This window comes from Micromonospora sp. HUAS YX12, from assembly GCF_040215685.1.
In the GTDB taxonomy this organism is placed as follows: Bacteria; Actinomycetota; Actinomycetes; order Mycobacteriales; family Micromonosporaceae; genus Micromonospora; species Micromonospora tulbaghiae.
This window is the reverse complement of sequence record NZ_CP157974.1, coordinates 4,940,107-4,958,932: the sequence shown is the minus strand read 5'-3', so window position 1 is coordinate 4,958,932 and position 18,826 is coordinate 4,940,107. Positions and strand designations below refer to the sequence as shown.

Here is an 18,826-nt window from a genome sequence, read left to right as displayed (position 1 = left end):
CCAACCGTGGAACTGACGACCGTCTGGTTTCTCCTCGTGGCCGTGCTCTTCACCGGCTACTTCATCCTCGAAGGCTTCGACTTCGGCGTCGGGATGCTGCTGCCGGTGCTCGGCCGCGACGACCGGCAGCGCCGCGTCCTGATCAACACCATCGGCCCGGTCTGGGACGGCAACGAGGTGTGGCTGATCACCGCCGGCGGCGCCATGTTCGCCGCCTTCCCCGAGTGGTACGCCACCCTGTTCTCCGGCTTCTACCTGCCGCTGCTGCTCATCCTGCTGGCCCTGATCGCCCGCGGCGTCGCCTTCGAGTACCGCCACAAGCGGCCCGAGGCGTCCTGGAAGCGCCGCTGGGACCAGGCCATCTTCTGGGGCTCGGCGATCCCGGCCGTGCTGTGGGGGGTGGCGTTCGCCAACATCTTCCGCGGCGTGCCGCTGGACGCCGACCACGAGTACGTCGGCGGCCTGCTGGACCTGCTCAACCCGTACGCGCTGCTCGGCGGCGTGACCACGCTGGGGCTGTTCCTCACCCACGGCGCGGTGTTCCTGGCGCTCAAGACCACCGGCGACATCCGCGAGCGCGCCGGCGCCCTCGCGGTGAAGCTCGGCGTCGGCACCGCAGTGGCCGCCGTGGCGTTCCTGAGCTGGTCGCTGACCATCCGCTCCAGCGCCGCCGCCGTCGTGCTCGCCGTCGGCGCCGCCCTCGCGCTGCTCGGCGGCCTGGCCGCGGCCAAGGTACGCCGTGAGGGCTGGGCGTTCACCGGTACGGCGGTGGCGATCGCGCTGGCCGTGGCGACGCTGTTCGCCGCGCTGTTCCCGAACGTGATGCCGTCCACCCTCGACGCGGCCGGCACGCTCACCGCCACCAACGCCGCGTCCACCCCGTACACCTTGAAGATCATGACCTGGGTGGCCGTGGTGTTCACGCCGATCGTGCTGGCGTACCAGGGTTGGACGTACTGGGTGTTCCGCCGCCGGATCGGGGTACAGAACATTCCGCAACACTGATCGACCTGTGGGCGCAGGGGCGCGGGGCCGGTGCGAGGGGGTCGCACCGGCCCCGCGGGGCGTTACGGGTCAGCGCGCCTCGCGCAGTTCCGCCAGCCGCGCCTCGATCTCGGCCAGCTCGGCGCGCAGCTTCTCCGCCTGCTGCTCGGCCTCGGCCCGCTCGGCGGCCAGGATCTGCTCCACCGCCTCCTGCACGCCGGGCACGTCGACGAGCGCCACCATCCGCAGCGCCTCGGCGGGCTTCACCACGTACGGCCGGGCCAGTGCCTTCGTGCCCTGCTGCGCGGCCACCGTCCACTCGCCCTCGGCGTAGGCCAGGGTCACGGTCAGCCCCGGCGGGGTCTTCGGCTTGGCGGCCTTCACGGCCCGCTTCGCCGGCTTCGGCTCCGCCTGCGGCTGCTCGGTCTTCGGCTCCTCCCGGCGCGGCGCCGGCACCCGCGGTGTGTCCAGCACGAACTCCGGCTCCGGCGGGGCGGCCGGCGGCTGCTCCGGTTCCGGCTTCGCCTCGGCGGCCGGACGCCGGCCGGCGCCCTTGGGGGCGATCGCCACGTCGGCGGGGGAGAAGGGCAGCTCGTCGCGGCCGAAACGCACCACCACGAACTCCTCCGACGCCGCCGGGTCGGTCAGCTCCACCACCTGCCCGAGCTGCCCGGCCATCTGCCCGGCCGCCTCGGTGAACACCACCCGGGGCTTGCGGCCCGCCGCAAGAGCCTCCCGGATTCCCTGAATCTCGTCAGTGGACAAACCCTGACCCGCCATCACGCCCTCTTCCGTACACCTGTTTGACGCAGCCTTGATACCAGCCGGCTGCGACACCGCGATGATCAGCCCCCGAGGGCACGCAGCGCCGCGTCGGCGTGCTCGTTCATGCTCAGCTCGCTGTGCACCACTGCGAGCACCCGCCGGTCGGCGCCGATCACGAACGTCATCCGCCGGGTGCTCAGCGCGCCCAGCGGCAGCCGACGCCGCACCCCGAACGCCCGCGCCACCTCGCCGTCGACGTCGGACAGCAGCGGATAGCCGAACCCGTGCCGGCGGGAGAACTCCGCCTGCCGCTGCACCGGATCCCGGCTGATCCCCACTCGCTGTGCGCCCACCGCCGCGAACTCCGCCGCCAGGTCCCGGAAGTGGCAGCTCTCCGCCGTGCAGCCCCGCGTCATCGCCGCCGGATAGAAGAACAGCACCACCGGACCGGCGGCCAGGAACTCCGACAGGCGCCGTGGCGTGCCCGTCTCGTCCGGCAGCGTGAAATCCTCGACCAGGTCACCGACACCCACCGCGTCACTCATGACGCGAGGATATGTAGACATCGGTGCCGGGCGGGGGCCAGCCGTCGCGGGCGGGCTCACCGCCACACCTCCGCGACCTCGCCGGCCACCGCGTCGGCCTGCGCGAACCCGGCCCGCGCCGATGCCGCCCGCCGGGCCGGGTCCAGCACGTTGCGGCCGATCGCCGTCCGCGCCGCCCGGTCCGGCGACACCACCGCCACCCGCGCCCCCGCCTCCCGCAACGCCGCCACCTGCGCCGACAGGCGCGGCATCGGCCCGACCGCCGCACGCGTCGGCGCCAGCACCACCACCCGATCGCAGCCGGCCGCCAGATCCGCGTTGACCGGCGAGCGGACCCCGCCGTCGACGTAGCGCCGGCCGGCGACGGTCACCGGCGGCCACACCCCCGGCACCGCGCAACTGGCGCCGACCGCGTCCACCAGCGGCACCCCGCTGTCCGCGCCGAACACCACGAACCCGCCGGAGACCGCGTCCACGGCGGTGACCAGCAGCCGCGCCGCCGGCCAGTCCGGCGACGGCAACCGGGCCGCGATCACCGCCCGCCGCGACTGCTCGGACGGGGTACGCGCCGACAACGCCATCGCGCCGATGCGCGCCCGGGCCCGCGCCGCGTCCCGGCCCCGCCCTCCGGCCCACGCCCAGCGCAACAGCACCCCCGTCCCGAGCCGGGCCGGCACCTCGTCGCGGGGTGGCCGCAGCTGCGCCTCGTACAACTCCACCAGCGGGGTACCCGAGCGCACCTGCGCCCCGACCACCGACCCGGCCGAGGTGCCCACCACCAGGTCCGCCTCGTCCAACCGCAGGCCGTGTCCGGCCAGCCCGGCCAGCAGACCCAGCTCCCAGGCCACCCCGGTCACCCCGCCGCCACCCAGCACCAACGCGCGCCCCATGTGACAGTCCTCTCCACCCCGGATGGTCCCGCCCACGGTAACGTCGCCCCCACCGCAAGGCAGGGGAGAAGGGCATTGACCTCCGTCACCATCATCACCGGGGGAGGACGCGGCATCGGCGCGGCCACCGCCCGCCGGCTCGCCACCGACGGCCACGACCTGGTCATCGGCTACCGCGCCGACCACACCGCCGCCGAGACGGTCGCCGCCGACGTGCGCGCGGCCGGCCGCCGCGCGGTCACCGTCGCCGCCGACACCACCGACCCCGACCAGGTACGCCGCATCTTCGACGCCGCCGACCGGCTCGGCCCGCTCACCGGCCTGGTCAACAACGCCGGTGTCACCAGCCCGATCGGCCCGTTCACCGACCTGCGCGTCGACGACCTGCGCGAGGTCGTCGACGTCAACCTCGTCGGGTACGTGCTGTGCGCCCAGCAGGCGGCCCGGCGGCTCAGCCGCGGCGGCGCCATCGTCAACGTCTCCTCCGTGGCCGCGACGCTCGGCTCACCCGGCGAGTACATCCACTACGCCGCCGTCAAGGCCGCCACCGACACCCTCACCGTCGGGCTCGCCAAGGAACTCGCGCCGCACGGCATCCGCGTCAACGCCGTCGCCCCCGGCATCATCCGCACCACCATCCACGCCCGCTCCGGCGTGCCCGACCGCCCCGACACCGCCGCCGGCCGGATCCCGATGGGCCGCGCCGGGGAGCCCGAGGAGGTCGCCGGCGCGATCGCGCACCTGCTCGGCCCGGACGCCTCGTACACCACGGGCGCGGTCCTGCGCGTCGGCGGCGGCCTCTGACACGGCGGCGGCCCGGGGGTTCCCGCCCACGGGCCGCCGCGTCGCGTCTCCTACTGGGTGAACAGCTTCGCCGCCGTGATCAGCGTCTGCACCACGCCGTAGCCCAGCAGCGCCGACACCACCAGCCACGACACCACCAGGCGGACCTGCTGCCCGCCACCGCTGCGCTCGTTCACGATCCGCTCCTCTCCGTCGGCCCCTGTCCCTGCTCCGTCTCGTCCCGCCCGGACGCGGGCTCGTGGTGACGCTGCGGCACCGGCCGTACCAGCAGGTTCGCCACCAGCCCCACCGCCAGCACACCGACCATCGTGAAGAGCGCCGGCCGGTACGCCGCCGCGGTCAACGTGCCCGGCTCGCCCTGCGCGTCGAGGAACCCGTTGACGATCAGCGGCCCGGCCACCCCCGCAGCCGACCACGCGGTCAGCAGCCGACCGTGGATCGCGCCCACCTCGAACGTGCCGAAGAGGTCCCGCAGGTACGCCGGAACGGTCGCGAACCCGCCACCGTAGAACGACAGGATCACGGACGCCAGCAGCACGAACAACGCCGTCGAGGTCTGCCCCACCAGCGCCAGCAGCAGGTACAGCACCATGCCCACACCCAGGTACACCACGTAGATCGGTTTACGGCCGATCACGTCCGACGTGGACGACCACACGAACCGGCCGGCCATGTTGAACAGCGACAACAGCCCCACGAACCCGCCGGCCGCCGCCACCGACACCGCCGACGTGCCGCCCTCGCGGAAGAAGTCCTGGATCATCGGGCTGGCCTGCTCCAGGATCCCGATACCCGCCGTCACGTTGCAGAACAACACCACCCACAGCAGCCAGAACGACCGCGTCTTGACCGCGTTGGCCGCCGACACGTTCGCGGTCGTCACCAGCGGCTTCTTCGCCACCCGCGCCGGGTCGAACCCGGCCGGCCGCCAGTCCGGAGCCGGCACCCGCACGTTGAACACCCCGAACATCATGATCACGAAGTAGCCGACGCCGAGCGTCACGAACAACCACACCAGCGCCGACCCCGACGCCGTGGAACCGCTGTTCGCCGGGTCGTAGCCCGGGTCGTAGAACGACAGCAACTGCCGGGACAGGGGGGAGGCCACCATCGCCCCACCACCGAACCCCATGATCGCCAGCCCGGTCGCCAGGCCCGGCCGGTCCGGGAACCACTTGATCAACGTGGAGACGGGGGAGATGTACCCGATTCCCAGGCCGATCCCGCCCAGCACCCCGTACCCCAGATACAACAGCCACAGCTGCCCGGTCGCGATACCCAGGGCCCCGACCAGGAATCCCGCCGCCCAGAAACACGCCGAGACGAACATCGCCTTACGCGGCCCGTTCGCCTCCACCCACGTACCGGCCACCGCTGCCGACAACCCCAGCATCACGATCGCGATGCTGAAGATCACTCCGAGCGCCGTCTGACCGGTGTCGAAATGCGCGATCAGGGAGTTCTTGTACACGCTCGTGGCGTAGACCTGCCCGATGCACAGGTGGATCGCCAGCGCCGCCGGAGGAATCAGCCAACGGCTGTACCCCGGCGGCGCGACGGTGTGCCGACGATCGAGTGCGGAAAGCATCAGTGCTTCCTCCGTCCAGATGGCGAGAACACCCGGGTTCATGCCCCCACCGCACGCTGCGCCCAAACCCGCCCCGCGCCCGGCGGTCGAAAGCCTGAGCCGAACGGTCACCGCCGCGGCCACCCGTCATCACGCCACCACCTCCCGTCACACCCGGCCCGGGATGCGACGATGAGCAGGTGAAGATCCTGTCCATCCAGTCGTCGGTCGCCTACGGCCACGTCGGCAACTCCGCCGCCGTGTTCCCATTGCAACGCCTCCGACACGAGGTCTGGCCGGTCCTGACCGTGCACTTCTCCAACCACACCGGCTACGGCGCCTGGCGCGGCCCGCTGCTCGCCCCCACCGACGTCGCCGACGTCATCGCCGGGATCGAGGACCGCGGCGTGCTCGGCACCGCCGACGCCGTCCTCTCCGGCTACCAGGGCGACCCCGCCGTCGGTGCGGTCATCCTCGACGCCGTCGCCCGCGTCAAGGCCGCCAACCCGGCCGCCCTCTACTGCTGCGACCCGGTCATGGGCGACGTCGGCCGCGGCATGTTCGTCCGCCCCGGCATCCCGGAATACCTGCGCGACACCGTCGTCCCCCGCGCCGACATCGTCACCCCCAACCAGTTCGAGCTGGAGTTCCTCGCCGGCCGCACCACCGACACCCTCGACGACCTGCTCGCCGCCGTCGACGCCGTCCGCGCCACCGGCCCCCGGCACGTCCTGGTCACCAGCGTCCTGCACGGCGACGTGCCCGCCGGCCACCTGGAAGTCGTCGCCGTCTCCGACGACGGCGCCTGGGCCGTCACCACCCCGCTGCTGCCGATCGCCCCCAACGGCGGCGGCGACGTCACCGCCGCCCTCTACCTCGCCCACCTCGCCACCACCGGCTCACCGCGGACCGCGCTGGAACGCACCACCAACTCGATCTACGCGGTACTCGAGGCGACCCTCGAAGCCGGCACCCGCGAACTGCAACTCGTCGCCGCCCAGGACGCCATCGCCGACCCGCCTGCCCGCTTCACCGCCCGCCGGCTGCGCTGACCGAGGGGTGCGGGTGCACCTGCCGCCACGACGACCACAGGTGCACCCGGCGGCGACTCGCCGCTCGAACAGGTGGACGACCCCGCCGTCCACCAGGCAGGATGCGGACGTGCCACCGCACCCGGCCACCGACGACCCTGCGTTCGCCCAACGCCTGCGCGACCTGACCCGGCTGCGCCGCGTCCGCGACCGCATCGACCGCGAATACGCCAGACCCCTCGACGTCGAAGCCCTCGCCCGCGGCGAGCACATGTCCGCCGGCCACCTCAGCCGGCAGTTCCGCCAGACCTACGGCGAATCCCCGTACGCGTACCTCATGACGCGCCGCATCGAACGCGCCATGGCCCTGCTGCGCCGCGGCGACCTCAGCGTCACCGATGTCTGCTTCGCCGTCGGCTGCCAGTCCCTGGGCACCTTCAGCACCCGCTTCACCGAGCTCGTCGGCGAACCACCCAGCGCCTACCGCGCCCGCCACGCCCCCGACACCGCCGAACCACCGCCGTGCCTGACCAAACAGGCGACCCGGCCGATCAGGAATCGAGAAGCCCGCACCGGCCGGTCACCACTAGCGTGACCACCATGACGATCACCATTCACTACGCGTTCCTGCCCCACACCGACGCCGACGCCGCCCTCGCCTTCTACCGCGACACCCTCGGCTTCGAACTGCGCAACGACGTCGGCTACCAGGACATGCGCTGGCTCACCGTCGGCCCACCGAACCAGCCCGAGACCGGCATCGTCCTGCACCCGCCGGCCGCCGACCCCGGCATCACCGACGACGAACGCCGCACCATCCTCGAACTCATCGCCAAGGGCAGCTACGGCGCGCTCACCCTCGCCACCGACGACCTCGACGGCCTGTTCGACCGCCTCCAGGCCGGCGGCGCCGACGTCGTCCAGGAACCCACCGAACAGCCCTACGGCGTCCGCGACTGCGCCTTCCGCGACCCCACCGGCAACCTCATCCGCATCAACGAGCGGCGCTGACCCCGCCCATGACCGCCGCACCCCGCACCCGCGCCCGCCGCCGCCACGACACCACCCACCGCCTCGACCACGACGTCGACTGCTGGGTCGCCACCGCCGGCCCCGACGGCACCCCGTACCTCGTGCCCCTGTCCTTCGACTGGGACGGCCGGACGCTGCTCGTCGCCACCCCGGCCGACAGCCCCACCGGCCGCAACCTCGCCGCCGGCCGCGCCCGTGTCGGCCTCGGCCCCACCCGCGACGTCACCATGATCGACGGCGACGTCGAAACCGTCGCCATCGACGCCCTGCCCACCGAACGAGGGGACCGCTTCGCCACCCGAACCGGCTTCGACCCCCGTACCCTGACCACGCCCTACCGCTGGTACCGCATCACGCCACGCCGCATCCAGGCGTGGCGCGAAGCCGACGAGCTGCCCGGCCGCACCCTGATGCGCGACGGCCGCTGGCTCGACTGACACCCGCAACACCGGACGGAGACACCATGAGCAAGGCCACCACCGGCCTGCACCACGCCGACAGCCACGACATCATCCGCGTCCACGGCGCCCGCGAGAACAACCTGCGCAACGTCGACGTCGAGATACCCAAACGCCGCCTCACCGTCTTCACCGGCGTCTCCGGCTCCGGCAAGAGCTCACTGGTCTTCGGCACCATCGCCGCCGAGTCCCAGCGCCTCATCAACGAGACCTACAGCGCCTTCGTCCAGGGCTTCATGCCCACCCTGTCCCGCCCCGAGGTCGACATCCTCGAAGGCCTCACCACCGCCATCATCGTCGACCAGGAACGCATGGGCGCCGACCCCCGCTCCACCGTCGGCACCGCCACCGACGTCAACGCCATGCTGCGCATCCTGTTCAGCCGCCTCGGCGACCCCCACATCGGCCCGCCCAACGCCTACTCCTTCAACGTCCCCTCCGTACGCGCCGCCGGCGCCATCACCGTCGACCGCGGCCCCGGCAAGACCCAGACCAAGAAGGGCACCTTCAACCGCCTCGGCGGCATGTGCCCCCGCTGCGAGGGCCGCGGCGCTGTCACCGACTTCGACCTCACCGTCCTCTACGACGAGAAGCTCTCCCTCAACGAGGGCGCCATCACCATCCCCGGCTACACCATGGACGGCTGGTACGGCCGCATCTTCCGCTCCAGCGGCCTGTTCGACCCCGACAAGCCCATCCGCGACTACACCAGACGTGAACTGGACGACCTGCTCCACAAGGAGCCCACCAAGGTCAAGGTCGACGGCATCAACGTCACCTACACCGGCCTCATCCCGGCCATCAGCAAGTCGATGCTCGCCAAGGACGTCGACGCCATGCAGCCCCACATCCGCGCCTTCGTCGAACGCGCCGTCACGTTCACCACCTGCCCCGACTGCGACGGCACCCGGCTCGCCCCGGAAGCCCGCTCCTCGAAGATCGACGGCATCAACATCGCCGACGCCTGCGCCATGCAGATCAGCGACCTCGCCACCTGGGTACGCGACCTGCGCGAACCCTCCGTCGGCCCGCTGCTCAAGGCACTGGGGGACACCCTCGACTCGTTCGTCGAGATCGGCCTCGGCTACCTCAGCCTCGACCGCCCCGCCGGCACCCTCTCCGGCGGCGAGGCGCAGCGCACCAAGATGATCCGCCACCTCGGCTCGTCCCTCACCGACGTCACCTACGTCTTCGACGAGCCCACCATCGGACTGCACCCGCACGACATCGCCCGCATGAACAACCTCCTGCTGCAACTGCGCGACAAGGGCAACACCGTCCTGGTCGTCGAACACAAACCCGAGACCATCGCCATCGCCGACCACGTCGTCGACCTCGGCCCCGGCGCCGGCACCGCCGGCGGCACCATCTGCTACGAAGGCACCGTCGCCGGCCTGCGCGCCAGCGACACCACCACCGGCCGCCACCTCGACGACCGCGCCACCCTCAAGGACAAGCCGCGTACGCCCACCGGCGCCCTGCCGATCCGCGGCGCCCGCACCCACAACCTGCGCGACGTCGACGTCGACATCCCCCTCGGCGTCCTGGTCGTCGTCACCGGCGTCGCCGGCTCCGGCAAGAGCAGCCTCATCCACGGCTCCCTGGCCAAACGCGAAGACGTCGTCAGCGTCGACCAGACCGCCATCCGCGGCTCCCGCCGCAGCAACCCGGCCACCTACACCGGCCTGCTCGACCCCATCCGCAAGGCCTTCGCCAAGGCCAACGGCGTCAAACCCGCCCTGTTCAGCGCCAACTCCGAAGGCGCCTGCCCGACCTGCAACGGCGCCGGCGTCATCTACACCGACCTCGGCATGATGGCCGGCGTCGCCAGCACCTGCGAGGACTGCGAGGGCAAGCGGTTCCAGCCCGCCGTCCTCGACTACCACCTCGGCGGCCGCGACATCAGCGAGGTCCTCGCCATGTCCGTCGACGAGGCCGAGACGTTCTTCAGCGAAGGCGAGGCCCGCACCCCGGCCGCCCACACCATCCTCGACCGGCTCGCCGACGTCGGCCTCGGCTACCTCACGCTCGGTCAGCCCCTCACCACGCTGTCCGGAGGGGAGCGGCAGCGGCTCAAGCTCGCCACCCGGATGGGGGACAAGGGCGGCGTGTACGTCCTGGACGAACCGACCACCGGCCTGCACCTGGCCGACGTCGCCCAACTGCTCGGCCTGCTCGACCGGCTCGTCGACGCCGGGAAGTCCGTCATCGTGATCGAGCACCACCAGGCCGTCATGGCGCACGCCGACTGGATCATCGACCTCGGCCCGGGCGCCGGGCACGACGGCGGACGGATCGTCTTCGAGGGCACCCCGGCCGATCTCGTGGCCGCCCGGTCCACGCTCACCGGCGAGCACCTGGCCGACTACGTCGGCGCCTGACCGCCGTACCCGCTGAGGTTCCCGGCCGCGCCGCGGGCCTCAGCGGGACAGGCCGGCCATCCGGGCCGGCGGCGCCGTGCTGGGTTCCACCAGGCCGCACTGGTACGCGGCCACCACCGCGTGCGTCCGGTCACGCGTCCCCAGCTTCGTCAGGACCCGGCTGACGTGGGTCTTGACCGTCGCGTCGCCGAGCACGAGGTGCTCGGCGATCTCCCGGTTCGACATCCCGTACGCCATGAGCACCAGCACCTCGCGTTCCCTCGGGGTGAGCCCGCGCATCTGCACCGGCGTGGGCAGTCCCGGGTCCGGCCGGGCGGCGAGGTCGTCGAGCAGCCGCCGGGCCACGGCGGGATCCAGCCACGCCTCTCCGGCGGCCACCGCGCGGATGGCCGACACCAGTTCCTCCGGCGCGGCGTCCTTGAGCACGAAACCGGAGGCGCCCGCCCGCAGCGCGGCGTGCACCGCCTCGTCCACGTGGTAGGTGGTCAGCATGATGATCCGTACCGGCCGGTCGGCGTCGTCGATGAGCTTCTCCTCGGCCATCGACCGGGTGGCGGCCAGGCCGTCGGTGCCGGGCATCCGCACGTCCATCAGCACCACGTCCGGGCGTAGGCGGCGACCGAGTTCCACGGCCTGCGCCCCGTCGTCGGCCTCGGCGACGACCTCGATGTCGGGTTCGTTCGTCAGCAGCATCGCGAGTCCCGCCCGCACGAGCGGCTGGTCGTCGGCGAGCAGCACCCGGATCATGAAGGCTCCCGTCGTCGGCGGCCGTGACCGCGGCCCCACCACATGATCATCGGTGTCGGCGTCGTCGGCTAGCCGGATGTCGCACAGCGGACACGCGTTCACCCGACAGCGGGCACCCCGCCGTCGCCCGGCGCCGCCACGAGGTCGCCGCGCTGCGCGACCGGCAGCGTCGCGCTCACCCGGAACCCGCCCTCGGGACGCGGCCCGGCGACCAGGCGACCGCCGACGCGTTCCAGCCGTTCGGCGAGGCTGGCCAGCCCGTTGCCGGTCGACAGCCCCGCCGCCGCGCCGCCCGGATCGCGGCCCGTGCCGTCGTCGTCGACGCGCAGCAACAGCACCCGCTCCTGCCACGCGAAGTGAACCGTCGCGCAGGCGCGCCGACCGACGTGCTTGAGCGTGTTCGTCAGGCTCTCCTGCACCGTCCGGTACGCCGCCAGCTCGATACTCGGATCCAGCGGCCGAGGGCTGCCGGACACGGAGATGGTCACCGTGAGGCCCGCGCACCGCATCGACGTCAGCAGCACCTCGATGTCGTCCAGCCGCGGCTGCGGGCCCGGCTCACCGTCGGCCGCCGGACCCGACTCGGCCCGCATGACCGCCAGCAGCCGGCGCAGCTCCGCCATCGCCTGCTGCCCGGCCTGCTGGATGTGCAGCAGCGCCTCCCGGGTCCGCTCCGGGTCGGAGGCGCTGATCCGCGCGGCACCGGCGGCCTGCAGCACCATCACGGTCACCGAGTGGGACACCACGTCGTGCAGCTCGGCGGCGATCCGGCGACGCTCCAGCGCCACCGCCTCGGCCCGCGCCAGGCGCCGTTCCCGTTCCAGCTGGGCCACACGCCGCCGGTGCCGCCGCACCACCGACCCGGCCGCCCACGCGGCGGCGTAGATGAGCGCGAACATCAGCGCGGTGACCGCGAACTCCCCGGCCCGCGCGCCCGGGTTCGGTTCCACCCGGAACGAGTCGAGCGCGCTGAGCAGGCTGCGTGCGCACGCCGCCGCGTACGCCGCCGCCGACACCACGAGCGGCCGCAGCGCCGCCACCGTGTACAGGGCCACGATCAGGCCCACCCACGGCCGGTAGTCGTGCACCAGGAACCACATCGCCACGCCGTGGGCGCACTCGAACACGAAGACGGCGACCGGCGCGCGGGCCCGCCACCACAGGGCGCCGATCGACAGCACCGCGGCGAGCACCTGCAGCCACTGCCGGGCCGGGCCGACCGGCTCGCTCTGGATCACCACGGACGACGCCGTGAACAGGTCGAGCAGGCACAACACCGGCAGCAGCAGAAGATCGTGACGCCACCACCTCACCGCCCGCGCCACCGCACCGGTCACCGAGGTCACCGGCGGGCTAGGAGTCTTCGGCGGGGCAGCCGATCCCGAACAACCGGCAGGTCCAGGACAGCGGAGAGCCGTCGTCGTCACCGCCGCCGTCACCGCCGGGCGGCGACGTGGCCGCGCTCACCCGGTGCGTGGTCACCGGCACCGCCGGCCGGCCCGGCTCACCCGGCCGGCCCGCACCGACCAGCACAGCCGACGCCACGACGCCGGCCCCGCCGTCCGCGGCCACCCGCCACCGCGGATCCGCGTCGTCGGCGAGCAGCGCCAGCACCCGGCGCACCGCCGACGCGTCGGTGCCGTACCCACCGGGAACCGTCTCGTCGGCGAGGGACACCATCAGCAGGTCCGCCGGGTCACGGTGCAGCACCGACACCTCGGCGACCGTGAGCGGCCGCACGTCCGCGCCGGTCACCCCGACCAGGCGCACCGCGTCACCGGACCGCGGCCGGCCGGCACCCACCGTCCTCAGCAGACACCGCCGGCCGTCCAGCGCGACCCCACGCGCGACGGTCACCCACCCGGCCGGCCGCTGCGTCTGCAGGAACAACACCGTCGGCGGCGACTGGACCTCGGTCTTCATCAAGCACCTCCAGAGAACAGGGAAAGGCGGGCGAACAGCCCGCGTACGCGACGAATTCTGGCCGACACCGGCCCGCCGGACGTCCCCGTACCGGGTGACATCCGGTGTCACCTTCCAGACGGACCCCCGGCGCCCGGCACCAGGCCGGGGACGACCCCGAACCTCGCCCCACGGCCGGACGCCAGGACCGGCCGGCTACGACCACGATGGAACCAGTCCGGACGACGGCGACGACACACCGAACGCCCCGGACACCCTTCCCATCCGTCACGGCCGCGAGGTTTGCCATGCCCACGCCCGGTGCGTTCCTGATCGCCGACCCGGTCCACGTCGACTCACCGGCGCACGTCGCCGACACGGCGAGCCGGTTCCCGCTGGCCGGCCAGACCCCGCCCGACGGCTGGCGCGTCGCCGAGCACGGCGGCTGGGTCATGTGGCACCCGACCCAGGCGCAGCTGCCGCAGCAGGGCTGGAAGGTGCACGTGTCAGTGGGCCTCGACGACGCCGCCGACGTGCTCGACCTGGTACGCGACCACTGCGTACGCCACCACGTCGCCTTCAAGTTCCAGCGCAGCCGCCGGCTCGCCCTGGTCAACAACGAGAAGTACGCCCACCGGGCCGGCAGCGGCAAACTCGCCGCCCTGTACCCGGCCGACGACACCACCCTGCGCCGCATCCTCGACGACCTCGGCACCCGGCTCGCCGGCTACCGCGGCCCGTACGTCCTCAGCGACCTGCGCTGGCACGACGGCCCGCTCTACCTGCGCTACGGCGGATTCGCCGAACTCTGGTGCGTCGACGGCGACGAACCCGTGCCCGCCGTCGTACGCCCCGACGGAGTCCTCGTCCCCGACCGGCGCGAACCCGTCTTCACCGTGCCCGACTGGGCCCCCGTACCCGACTTCGTCGCCGAACACATCGCGGCAGTAGCCGCCGAAACCCACGACGACCCGCCCTACCGCATCGACGAGGCCCTGCACCACTCCAACGCCGGCGGCGTCTACCGCGCGACCGACCTGCGCGACGGCCGCACCGTCGTCCTGCGCGAAGCACGGCCGCTGGCCGGGCTCGACGGAGCCGGAACAGACGCGCTCACCCGCCTGCGCCGCGAGGAGGACATGCTGCGGCGACTCGCCGGCCTCGACTGCGTACCACGACTGCTCGACCGCCTCACCTGGTGGGAACACGAATTCCTGGTCGAGGAGTACGTCGAGGGGGACACCCTGCAACACCACCTCGCCATGCGGCACCCCCTGATCCACCCCGACCCCACCGACCAGGAACTGGCCGACTACACCGCGTGGGCGCTCGACGTCATCGACCGGGTCGAGACGGCACTGTCCCAGGTACACGCCAGGGGAGTGGTCTTCGGCGACCTGCACACCGCCAACGTCATGATCCGCCCCGACGGCCGGATCGTGCTCGTCGACTTCGAACAGGCATACCTGGCCGACGAGGACTTCACCCCGTCCCTGGGCGACCCCGGCTTCGCCACCCCGCGGATCCGCCGCGGCCCGGCCGTCGACAGGTACGCCCTGGCCTGCCTCCGGCTCGCCGTCTTCGTACCGATCACCCAGCTCACCGCGCTCACCGACGAGAAGTTCCACGACCTGACGACCGCCGCCCGGCGGTTCCCACTACCGGCCGGCTACCTCGACCGCATCCGGGACGACCTGCACACCGCACGCGCCACACCCACCACCGACAGCGCCGCCACCACGGCACCCGGCCGCAGCCGCGTCACCCGCTTCCCCTGGCCCACCGGCCGCACCGCCGACCACACCCCGCTGCTCGAATCACTCGCCACCGGAATCCGCGCCACCGCCACACCGCACCGCACCGACCGGCTCTTCCCCGGCGACCCCGGGCAGTTCCCGCACGGCGGCGCCACCCTGGCACACGGCGCCGCCGGCATCATCTGGGCACTGGTCAGCACCGGCGCCGACTACCCCGAACGCGACGAACACCTCGACTGGCTCGTCCGCGCCGCACGGCGCCTACCCGCCACACACCTCGGCCTCTACGACGGCCTGGCCGGCATCGCCGCCCTCCTGGACCGCACAGGACGCCACGACGACGCCGCAGAACTGCTCGACCGATGTCGCACCGGCCTCCACCACCGGTACGGCCCCGGCCTGCACAGCGGCCTCGCCGGCATCGGACTCGCCCTGCTCCGCACCGGCAGACCCGTCCCCGACGACGCCCTGCGCATCGGCGACCGCCTCGCCCGCACCCTCACCGGCGACACGAAGCAGCCCGTACCCGAACCCGCACGCCCCGGCCTGCTCCGCGGCTGGTCCGGCCCGGCCGTCTTCCTCACCCGCCTCCACGAAGCCACCGGCGACCCGGCCTGGCTGCGCGCCGCCCGCACCGCCGTACGCCGCGACCTCGAACACACCGTCCGCGACGACAAAGGCAACCTGCACGTACGCGACGGCGCACGACGACTGTTCTACCTCGACGAAGGCAGCGCCGGCATCGCCGTCGCCGCACACACGCTGCTCCGCCACGGCGAACGCCCCTGGCTGCGCGACGTCGTCACCACCGTCCGCCGGACCGTCGACGTCGAGTTCGTCCTGCTGCCCGGCCTCTTCCACGGCCGCGCCGGACTGCTCGCCACCACCGCCCTGCTCGCCCACGACCGACCGGCCCCGTACCGTCCCGTCGGCCTCCTCCGCGACGGCGCGGCCCGCCACCAACCGGCGCACCTGACCCGGCTCGCCTGGCACGCGTACGCCCTCGACGGCCGGCTCGCCTTCCCCGGCGACACCCTGCTGCGAATCTCGACCGACCTGGCCGCCGGCGGCGCCGGAATCCTGTCCGCGATGCACGCCGCGCTGCACCGCACCGGAGTCACACTGCCCTTCCTCGACGCGCCCACCCACGTCGCGTCCACCGACCACCTCCTCGCCGCGAGCTGAACCAGCCGGCACCCACAAACCCCGTCGGAACCCACCGACGGCCCTCCGGGCGACACCGGAGGCCCGACCACCACACCCACGAAGGAGGTGAACCCCCATGACGAAGCTCCTCAACCTGCAGGCCATGGCCACGCAGAACGGCACCCGCCACGCGGTCCCGCCGCAGTCCAGCAGCATCAGCATCGCCTGCTGCAACGGCTGAGACGGCAGTGGCGACAGGGCCACCGGCCCCAGCCACACCTGATCCGCCTGGCGACCCGGGCGGGCGGCCCCCCGCCCGCCCGGGTCCGTCGTCAACCCGCCCCACAGCCGGTGAAGCCGACCTCCCGCCCGCCACCTCGCCAACGGAGCCCTCATGCCGCCCACCGGCCTGCGACACAACCACGACTTCCTCCTGATCACCGTCGCCCGGACCGCCTCCAAACTCGGCACCCAGGTCACCGCCGTCGCCACGCCGCTACTCGTCCTGATGATGACCGGCTCCGCCACCGACGCCGGCCTCGTCGCCTTCGCCGAGGGCATGGCCCTCGTCCTCGTACTCCTGCCCGCCGGCCTGCTCGCCGACCGGCGCGACCGGCGCATCCTCATGCTGTGCTGCGACGGCGGCGCGCTGCTCGCCGTCACCGGCGTCACCGTGTTCGCCCTCGTCGGAGACGCGCCCGTACTGCTGATCGCCGTCCTCGCCGCCGCCACCGCCGGTCTCGGCGCCGCCCTGCAACCCGCCGCCGCGGCAGCCACCCGCGCCGTCGTCCCGGCCCGCGACCTGCGTACGGCCACCGTGTTCAACGAGACCCGCAACGGCGTCGTACACCTGGCCGGCCCGCCGCTCGGCGGCTTCCTGTTCGGCCTCGCCCCGGCGCTGCCGTTCCTCGTCGACGCGATCTCGTACGCCGTCTCCCTCGTCGCCGTGGCCCTGCTGCGCGGCCCGCTCGGCCGGTCCCTGACCAAGCCGGGGGAGTCCCTGCCCCGGCAGGCGGTCGCCGGCGTCCGGTTCCTGTGGCGGCACCCCTCACTGCGGTTCACGCTGCTCAGCGGCGCCGTCCTGAACTTCGCGTTCGCCGGCGTGCTGCTGGCGATCATCGTCGTGCCGGTCCGCAACGGCGCCTCCGGGCTGTCCGCCGGAACCGTCATGGCGTGCGTCGGGCTCGGGGCCGTCGCCGGGTCACTCGTCGCGTCCTGGCTGACCGCCCGGGTACCCACCCGCTGGCTGATCCTCGCGGTCATCTGGGCCTGCGGGGTGCTGACCGCCGCCATGGCCACCACCGACAACGGACTGGTCCTGGGCGCGCTGGCCGGCGCCTGCGTCCTGGTCGTACCAGCGGCCAACATCAGCATGCTGACCCTGCAGACGCTACTGACCCCCGGCGACCTCCAGGGCAGGGCGAACGCCGCCACCAGCTTCATCGCGCTGATCGTGGCGCCGTTCGGCCCGGCGCTGTCCGGTCTGCTGATCGACCGGGTACCGGCCCCGATGGTGTTCGGCAGTTTCGCAGCCGTCATGCTGGCGCTCGCCGTCGTCGCCGCCCTCGCGCCCGCTGTGCGCGCCATGCCCGATCTGCGGTCCGCCGAGGACGTCCAGGAGGCGGGCGAGGCCGAGCACCGCGACCCGCAGCCGGCCTGAGCTGACCGTCGCGCCGGCCGGCGCAGGGGAGAGGTATCGATCGACGCTCCCACTCCTCATGACCGCGGGACATTCGGATGATCACGAGAGCGCATCGTCCGTGCCACCATGTAGAGCCCTTCCCGTGACAGGCCACAAGGGATGAGGTGCCGGCATGGAGCTGCGCAGGAACCGACAGACGCTGTGGAGCGGCCTCACGATCTTCATGGTCGGCGTGGCTCCGCTGCTCTACCTCACGCCCTCGTCGACCGTGAGGTGGGCTCTCGTCGGCCTCTGGCTGCTGGCGGCAGGCGTGTTCGTCGCCTACCAGTTCAGGCCGTTCCGGTTCCGCATCGGAGCCGACGGGCTGGACCTGCGGGTCGCCGGGCTCGACCGCCTGGTGGCGTGGGCCGAGATCGAGGCAGTCGTCCTCGACCAGCCGCCATCGTCGGGCGGCCGGAAGCAGAGAGCCGCATCCGTGTTGCTGGTGCCGGCCACCGCTTCGGCGATCGATCGTCGGCTCACCGGCCGCAGCCCGGTCGACGGCCGGCCGGCCCTGGTGCTCCTCGACCTGGACCAGGTGCGACAGCCGCCGGGTGAGGTGGCAGCCGCCCTGGCCCACTTCGGCGGAAGCCGCTTCACCGACGCCCGGCAGCAAGTTCCGCAACGGTCGGGCGCCCGGCCGGACCTGGACGCACTGAGCTGGTTGTCCGACCTGACCCCGCGAGTCCAGAAGGCGCTCGACTCGGGCGACGCGTCGCAGCGGCAGGCGCTCAAGGCAGAGGTCGACGCGGCGCTCGCACGACTGTCCGAGGAGCCGGCCGCCAGTGGCCAGCCACGGTTGGACAAGGTTATGAAGGCGATGTCGGACGCCCTCGGCGCGGAGGACGACGGCGCGAAGCCTGAGATTCGATAATGTACATTATGTCAAGTGACCAGGAAGCGGGCCTCCCCGGGCGCACCCATAGCGGCTGACCGCCGGAGCGCGCGACGGGCGTCCAGCCCTTGCGCGGCACTGTTCCTGCCCGGGCGCCGGGACGTCATTCGGCCACAGCACGCGGTCGGGCTCGCCCGAGATCAGCGCTGAGGCCGCGAGGCCGCCCACCACCGGCGCGCGCCTTGACGCCCGCCGTCCGCACGCGGCGCCTCCGCAGCCCGGAGCAAGGTGATCCACCGCC

General features: G+C 72.9%; 18 protein-coding genes. 10 read left to right on the top strand and 8 right to left on the bottom strand.

What is annotated here, in order from left to right:
- The first annotated feature begins 6 nt into the window (after positions 1 to 6).
- Positions 7 to 1,005, top strand: a complete 999-nt coding sequence (gene cydB / locus ABIH81_RS23660; RefSeq protein WP_349877077.1) for a cytochrome d ubiquinol oxidase subunit II — start codon at positions 7 to 9, stop codon at positions 1,003 to 1,005.
- Between the two features lie 69 nt (positions 1,006 to 1,074).
- On the opposite strand, the gene ABIH81_RS23655 is transcribed toward cydB, so the two are convergent.
- The 3 genes from ABIH81_RS23655 to ABIH81_RS23645 form a co-directional block, all read right to left on the bottom strand.
- Positions 1,075 to 1,764 (bottom strand): hypothetical protein, encoded by a 690-nt coding sequence (locus ABIH81_RS23655; RefSeq protein ID WP_349877076.1) that lies wholly within the window; start codon positions 1,762 to 1,764, stop codon positions 1,075 to 1,077.
- A 65-nt stretch (positions 1,765 to 1,829) separates the two neighbouring features.
- Positions 1,830 to 2,294 (bottom strand): peroxiredoxin, encoded by a 465-nt coding sequence (locus ABIH81_RS23650; RefSeq protein WP_349877075.1) that lies wholly within the window; start codon positions 2,292 to 2,294, stop codon positions 1,830 to 1,832.
- Positions 2,295 to 2,350: 56 nt separating this feature from the next.
- Positions 2,351 to 3,184, bottom strand: a complete 834-nt coding sequence (locus tag ABIH81_RS23645; RefSeq protein WP_349877074.1) for a patatin-like phospholipase family protein — start codon at positions 3,182 to 3,184, stop codon at positions 2,351 to 2,353.
- A gap of 75 nt (positions 3,185 to 3,259) precedes the next feature.
- Here ABIH81_RS23645 and ABIH81_RS23640 point away from each other — a divergent pair, with 75 nt between their 5' ends.
- On the top strand, positions 3,260 to 3,988 hold the full coding sequence (locus ABIH81_RS23640) for an SDR family oxidoreductase (protein WP_349877073.1): 729 nt from the start codon (positions 3,260 to 3,262) through the stop codon (positions 3,986 to 3,988).
- Between the two features lie 50 nt (positions 3,989 to 4,038).
- Here the strand turns inward: ABIH81_RS23640 and ABIH81_RS23635 are convergent, their stop codons facing one another.
- A complete protein-coding gene (locus ABIH81_RS23635; RefSeq protein WP_256451507.1) occupies positions 4,039 to 4,164 on the bottom strand; it encodes a hypothetical protein in 126 nt (41 codons plus the stop codon).
- A complete protein-coding gene (locus ABIH81_RS23630) occupies positions 4,161 to 5,576 on the bottom strand; it encodes an OFA family MFS transporter (protein ID WP_349877072.1) in 1,416 nt (471 codons plus the stop codon). Before ABIH81_RS23630 ends, ABIH81_RS23635 begins: the two co-directional genes overlap by 4 nt.
- A 179-nt stretch (positions 5,577 to 5,755) precedes the next feature.
- Here ABIH81_RS23630 and pdxY point away from each other — a divergent pair, with 179 nt between their 5' ends.
- The 5 genes from pdxY to ABIH81_RS23605 all read left to right on the top strand — a co-directional run bounded on the left by pdxY (position 5,756) and on the right by ABIH81_RS23605 (position 10,457).
- Entirely contained in the window at positions 5,756 to 6,607 is an 852-nt protein-coding gene (pdxY, locus tag ABIH81_RS23625; protein WP_349877071.1) for a pyridoxal kinase PdxY, read from the top strand.
- Positions 6,608 to 6,716: 109 nt separating this feature from the next.
- Positions 6,717 to 7,181 carry a helix-turn-helix transcriptional regulator gene (locus ABIH81_RS23620; RefSeq protein ID WP_349877070.1) on the top strand — a complete coding sequence of 155 codons (465 nt, stop codon included), beginning with the start codon at positions 6,717 to 6,719 and terminating at the stop codon, positions 7,179 to 7,181.
- Positions 7,182 to 7,186: 5 nt separating this feature from the next.
- Positions 7,187 to 7,597: a VOC family protein gene (locus ABIH81_RS23615; protein WP_091043719.1), complete on the top strand. Its 411-nt coding sequence runs from the start codon at positions 7,187 to 7,189 to the stop codon at positions 7,595 to 7,597.
- An 8-nt stretch (positions 7,598 to 7,605) separates the two neighbouring features.
- Positions 7,606 to 8,055: a pyridoxamine 5'-phosphate oxidase family protein gene (locus ABIH81_RS23610; protein WP_349877069.1), complete on the top strand. Its 450-nt coding sequence runs from the start codon at positions 7,606 to 7,608 to the stop codon at positions 8,053 to 8,055.
- Positions 8,056 to 8,081: 26 nt separating this feature from the next.
- Positions 8,082 to 10,457 carry an excinuclease ABC subunit UvrA gene (locus ABIH81_RS23605; RefSeq protein WP_349877068.1) on the top strand — a complete coding sequence of 792 codons (2,376 nt, stop codon included), beginning with the start codon at positions 8,082 to 8,084 and terminating at the stop codon, positions 10,455 to 10,457.
- A gap of 39 nt (positions 10,458 to 10,496) precedes the next feature.
- On the opposite strand, the gene ABIH81_RS23600 is transcribed toward ABIH81_RS23605, so the two are convergent.
- The 3 genes from ABIH81_RS23600 to ABIH81_RS23590 form a co-directional block, all read right to left on the bottom strand.
- Positions 10,497 to 11,204, bottom strand: a complete 708-nt coding sequence (locus tag ABIH81_RS23600; RefSeq protein ID WP_349877067.1) for a response regulator transcription factor — start codon at positions 11,202 to 11,204, stop codon at positions 10,497 to 10,499.
- Positions 11,205 to 11,302: 98 nt separating this feature from the next.
- Positions 11,303 to 12,550 carry a histidine kinase gene (locus tag ABIH81_RS23595; RefSeq protein WP_349877066.1) on the bottom strand — a complete coding sequence of 416 codons (1,248 nt, stop codon included), beginning with the start codon at positions 12,548 to 12,550 and terminating at the stop codon, positions 11,303 to 11,305.
- Positions 12,551 to 12,557: 7 nt separating this feature from the next.
- Positions 12,558 to 13,127, bottom strand: a complete 570-nt coding sequence (locus tag ABIH81_RS23590; RefSeq protein ID WP_349877065.1) for a hypothetical protein — start codon at positions 13,125 to 13,127, stop codon at positions 12,558 to 12,560.
- Between the two features lie 287 nt (positions 13,128 to 13,414).
- On the opposite strand from ABIH81_RS23590, the gene lanKC reads away from it, so the two are divergent.
- The 3 genes from lanKC (at position 13,415) to ABIH81_RS23575 (ending at position 18,564) form a co-directional block, all read left to right on the top strand.
- Positions 13,415 to 16,048, top strand: a complete 2,634-nt coding sequence (gene lanKC, locus ABIH81_RS23585; RefSeq protein WP_349877064.1) for a class III lanthionine synthetase LanKC — start codon at positions 13,415 to 13,417, stop codon at positions 16,046 to 16,048.
- Positions 16,049 to 16,403: 355 nt separating this feature from the next.
- Entirely contained in the window at positions 16,404 to 17,669 is a 1,266-nt protein-coding gene (locus tag ABIH81_RS23580) for an MFS transporter (protein ID WP_349877063.1), read from the top strand.
- 154 nt (positions 17,670 to 17,823) lie between these two features.
- A complete protein-coding gene (locus ABIH81_RS23575; RefSeq protein ID WP_349877062.1) occupies positions 17,824 to 18,564 on the top strand; it encodes a hypothetical protein in 741 nt (246 codons plus the stop codon).
- Positions 18,565 to 18,826: the final 262 nt, after the last annotated feature.

Excerpts from the sequence above, each read along its gene's own strand:
- ABIH81_RS23655 (WP_349877076.1), bottom strand. The coding sequence starts at position 1,764 with ATGGCGGGTCAGGGTTTGTCCACTGACGAGATTCAGGGAATCCGGGAG.
- ABIH81_RS23650 (WP_349877075.1), bottom strand. The coding sequence starts at position 2,294 with ATGAGTGACGCGGTGGGTGTCGGTGACCTGGTCGAGGATTTCACGCTG.
- ABIH81_RS23645 (WP_349877074.1), bottom strand. The coding sequence starts at position 3,184 with ATGGGGCGCGCGTTGGTGCTGGGTGGCGGCGGGGTGACCGGGGTGGCC.
- ABIH81_RS23630 (WP_349877072.1), bottom strand. The coding sequence starts at position 5,576 with ATGCTTTCCGCACTCGATCGTCGGCACACCGTCGCGCCGCCGGGGTAC.
- ABIH81_RS23615 (WP_091043719.1), top strand. The coding sequence starts at position 7,187 with ATGACGATCACCATTCACTACGCGTTCCTGCCCCACACCGACGCCGAC.
- ABIH81_RS23610 (WP_349877069.1), top strand. The coding sequence starts at position 7,606 with ATGACCGCCGCACCCCGCACCCGCGCCCGCCGCCGCCACGACACCACC.
- ABIH81_RS23605 (WP_349877068.1), top strand. The coding sequence starts at position 8,082 with ATGAGCAAGGCCACCACCGGCCTGCACCACGCCGACAGCCACGACATC.
- ABIH81_RS23600 (WP_349877067.1), bottom strand. The coding sequence starts at position 11,204 with ATGATCCGGGTGCTGCTCGCCGACGACCAGCCGCTCGTGCGGGCGGGA.
- ABIH81_RS23590 (WP_349877065.1), bottom strand. The coding sequence starts at position 13,127 with ATGAAGACCGAGGTCCAGTCGCCGCCGACGGTGTTGTTCCTGCAGACG.
- lanKC (WP_349877064.1), top strand. The coding sequence starts at position 13,415 with ATGCCCACGCCCGGTGCGTTCCTGATCGCCGACCCGGTCCACGTCGAC.
- ABIH81_RS23580 (WP_349877063.1), top strand. The coding sequence starts at position 16,404 with ATGCCGCCCACCGGCCTGCGACACAACCACGACTTCCTCCTGATCACC.
- ABIH81_RS23575 (WP_349877062.1), top strand. The coding sequence starts at position 17,824 with ATGGAGCTGCGCAGGAACCGACAGACGCTGTGGAGCGGCCTCACGATC.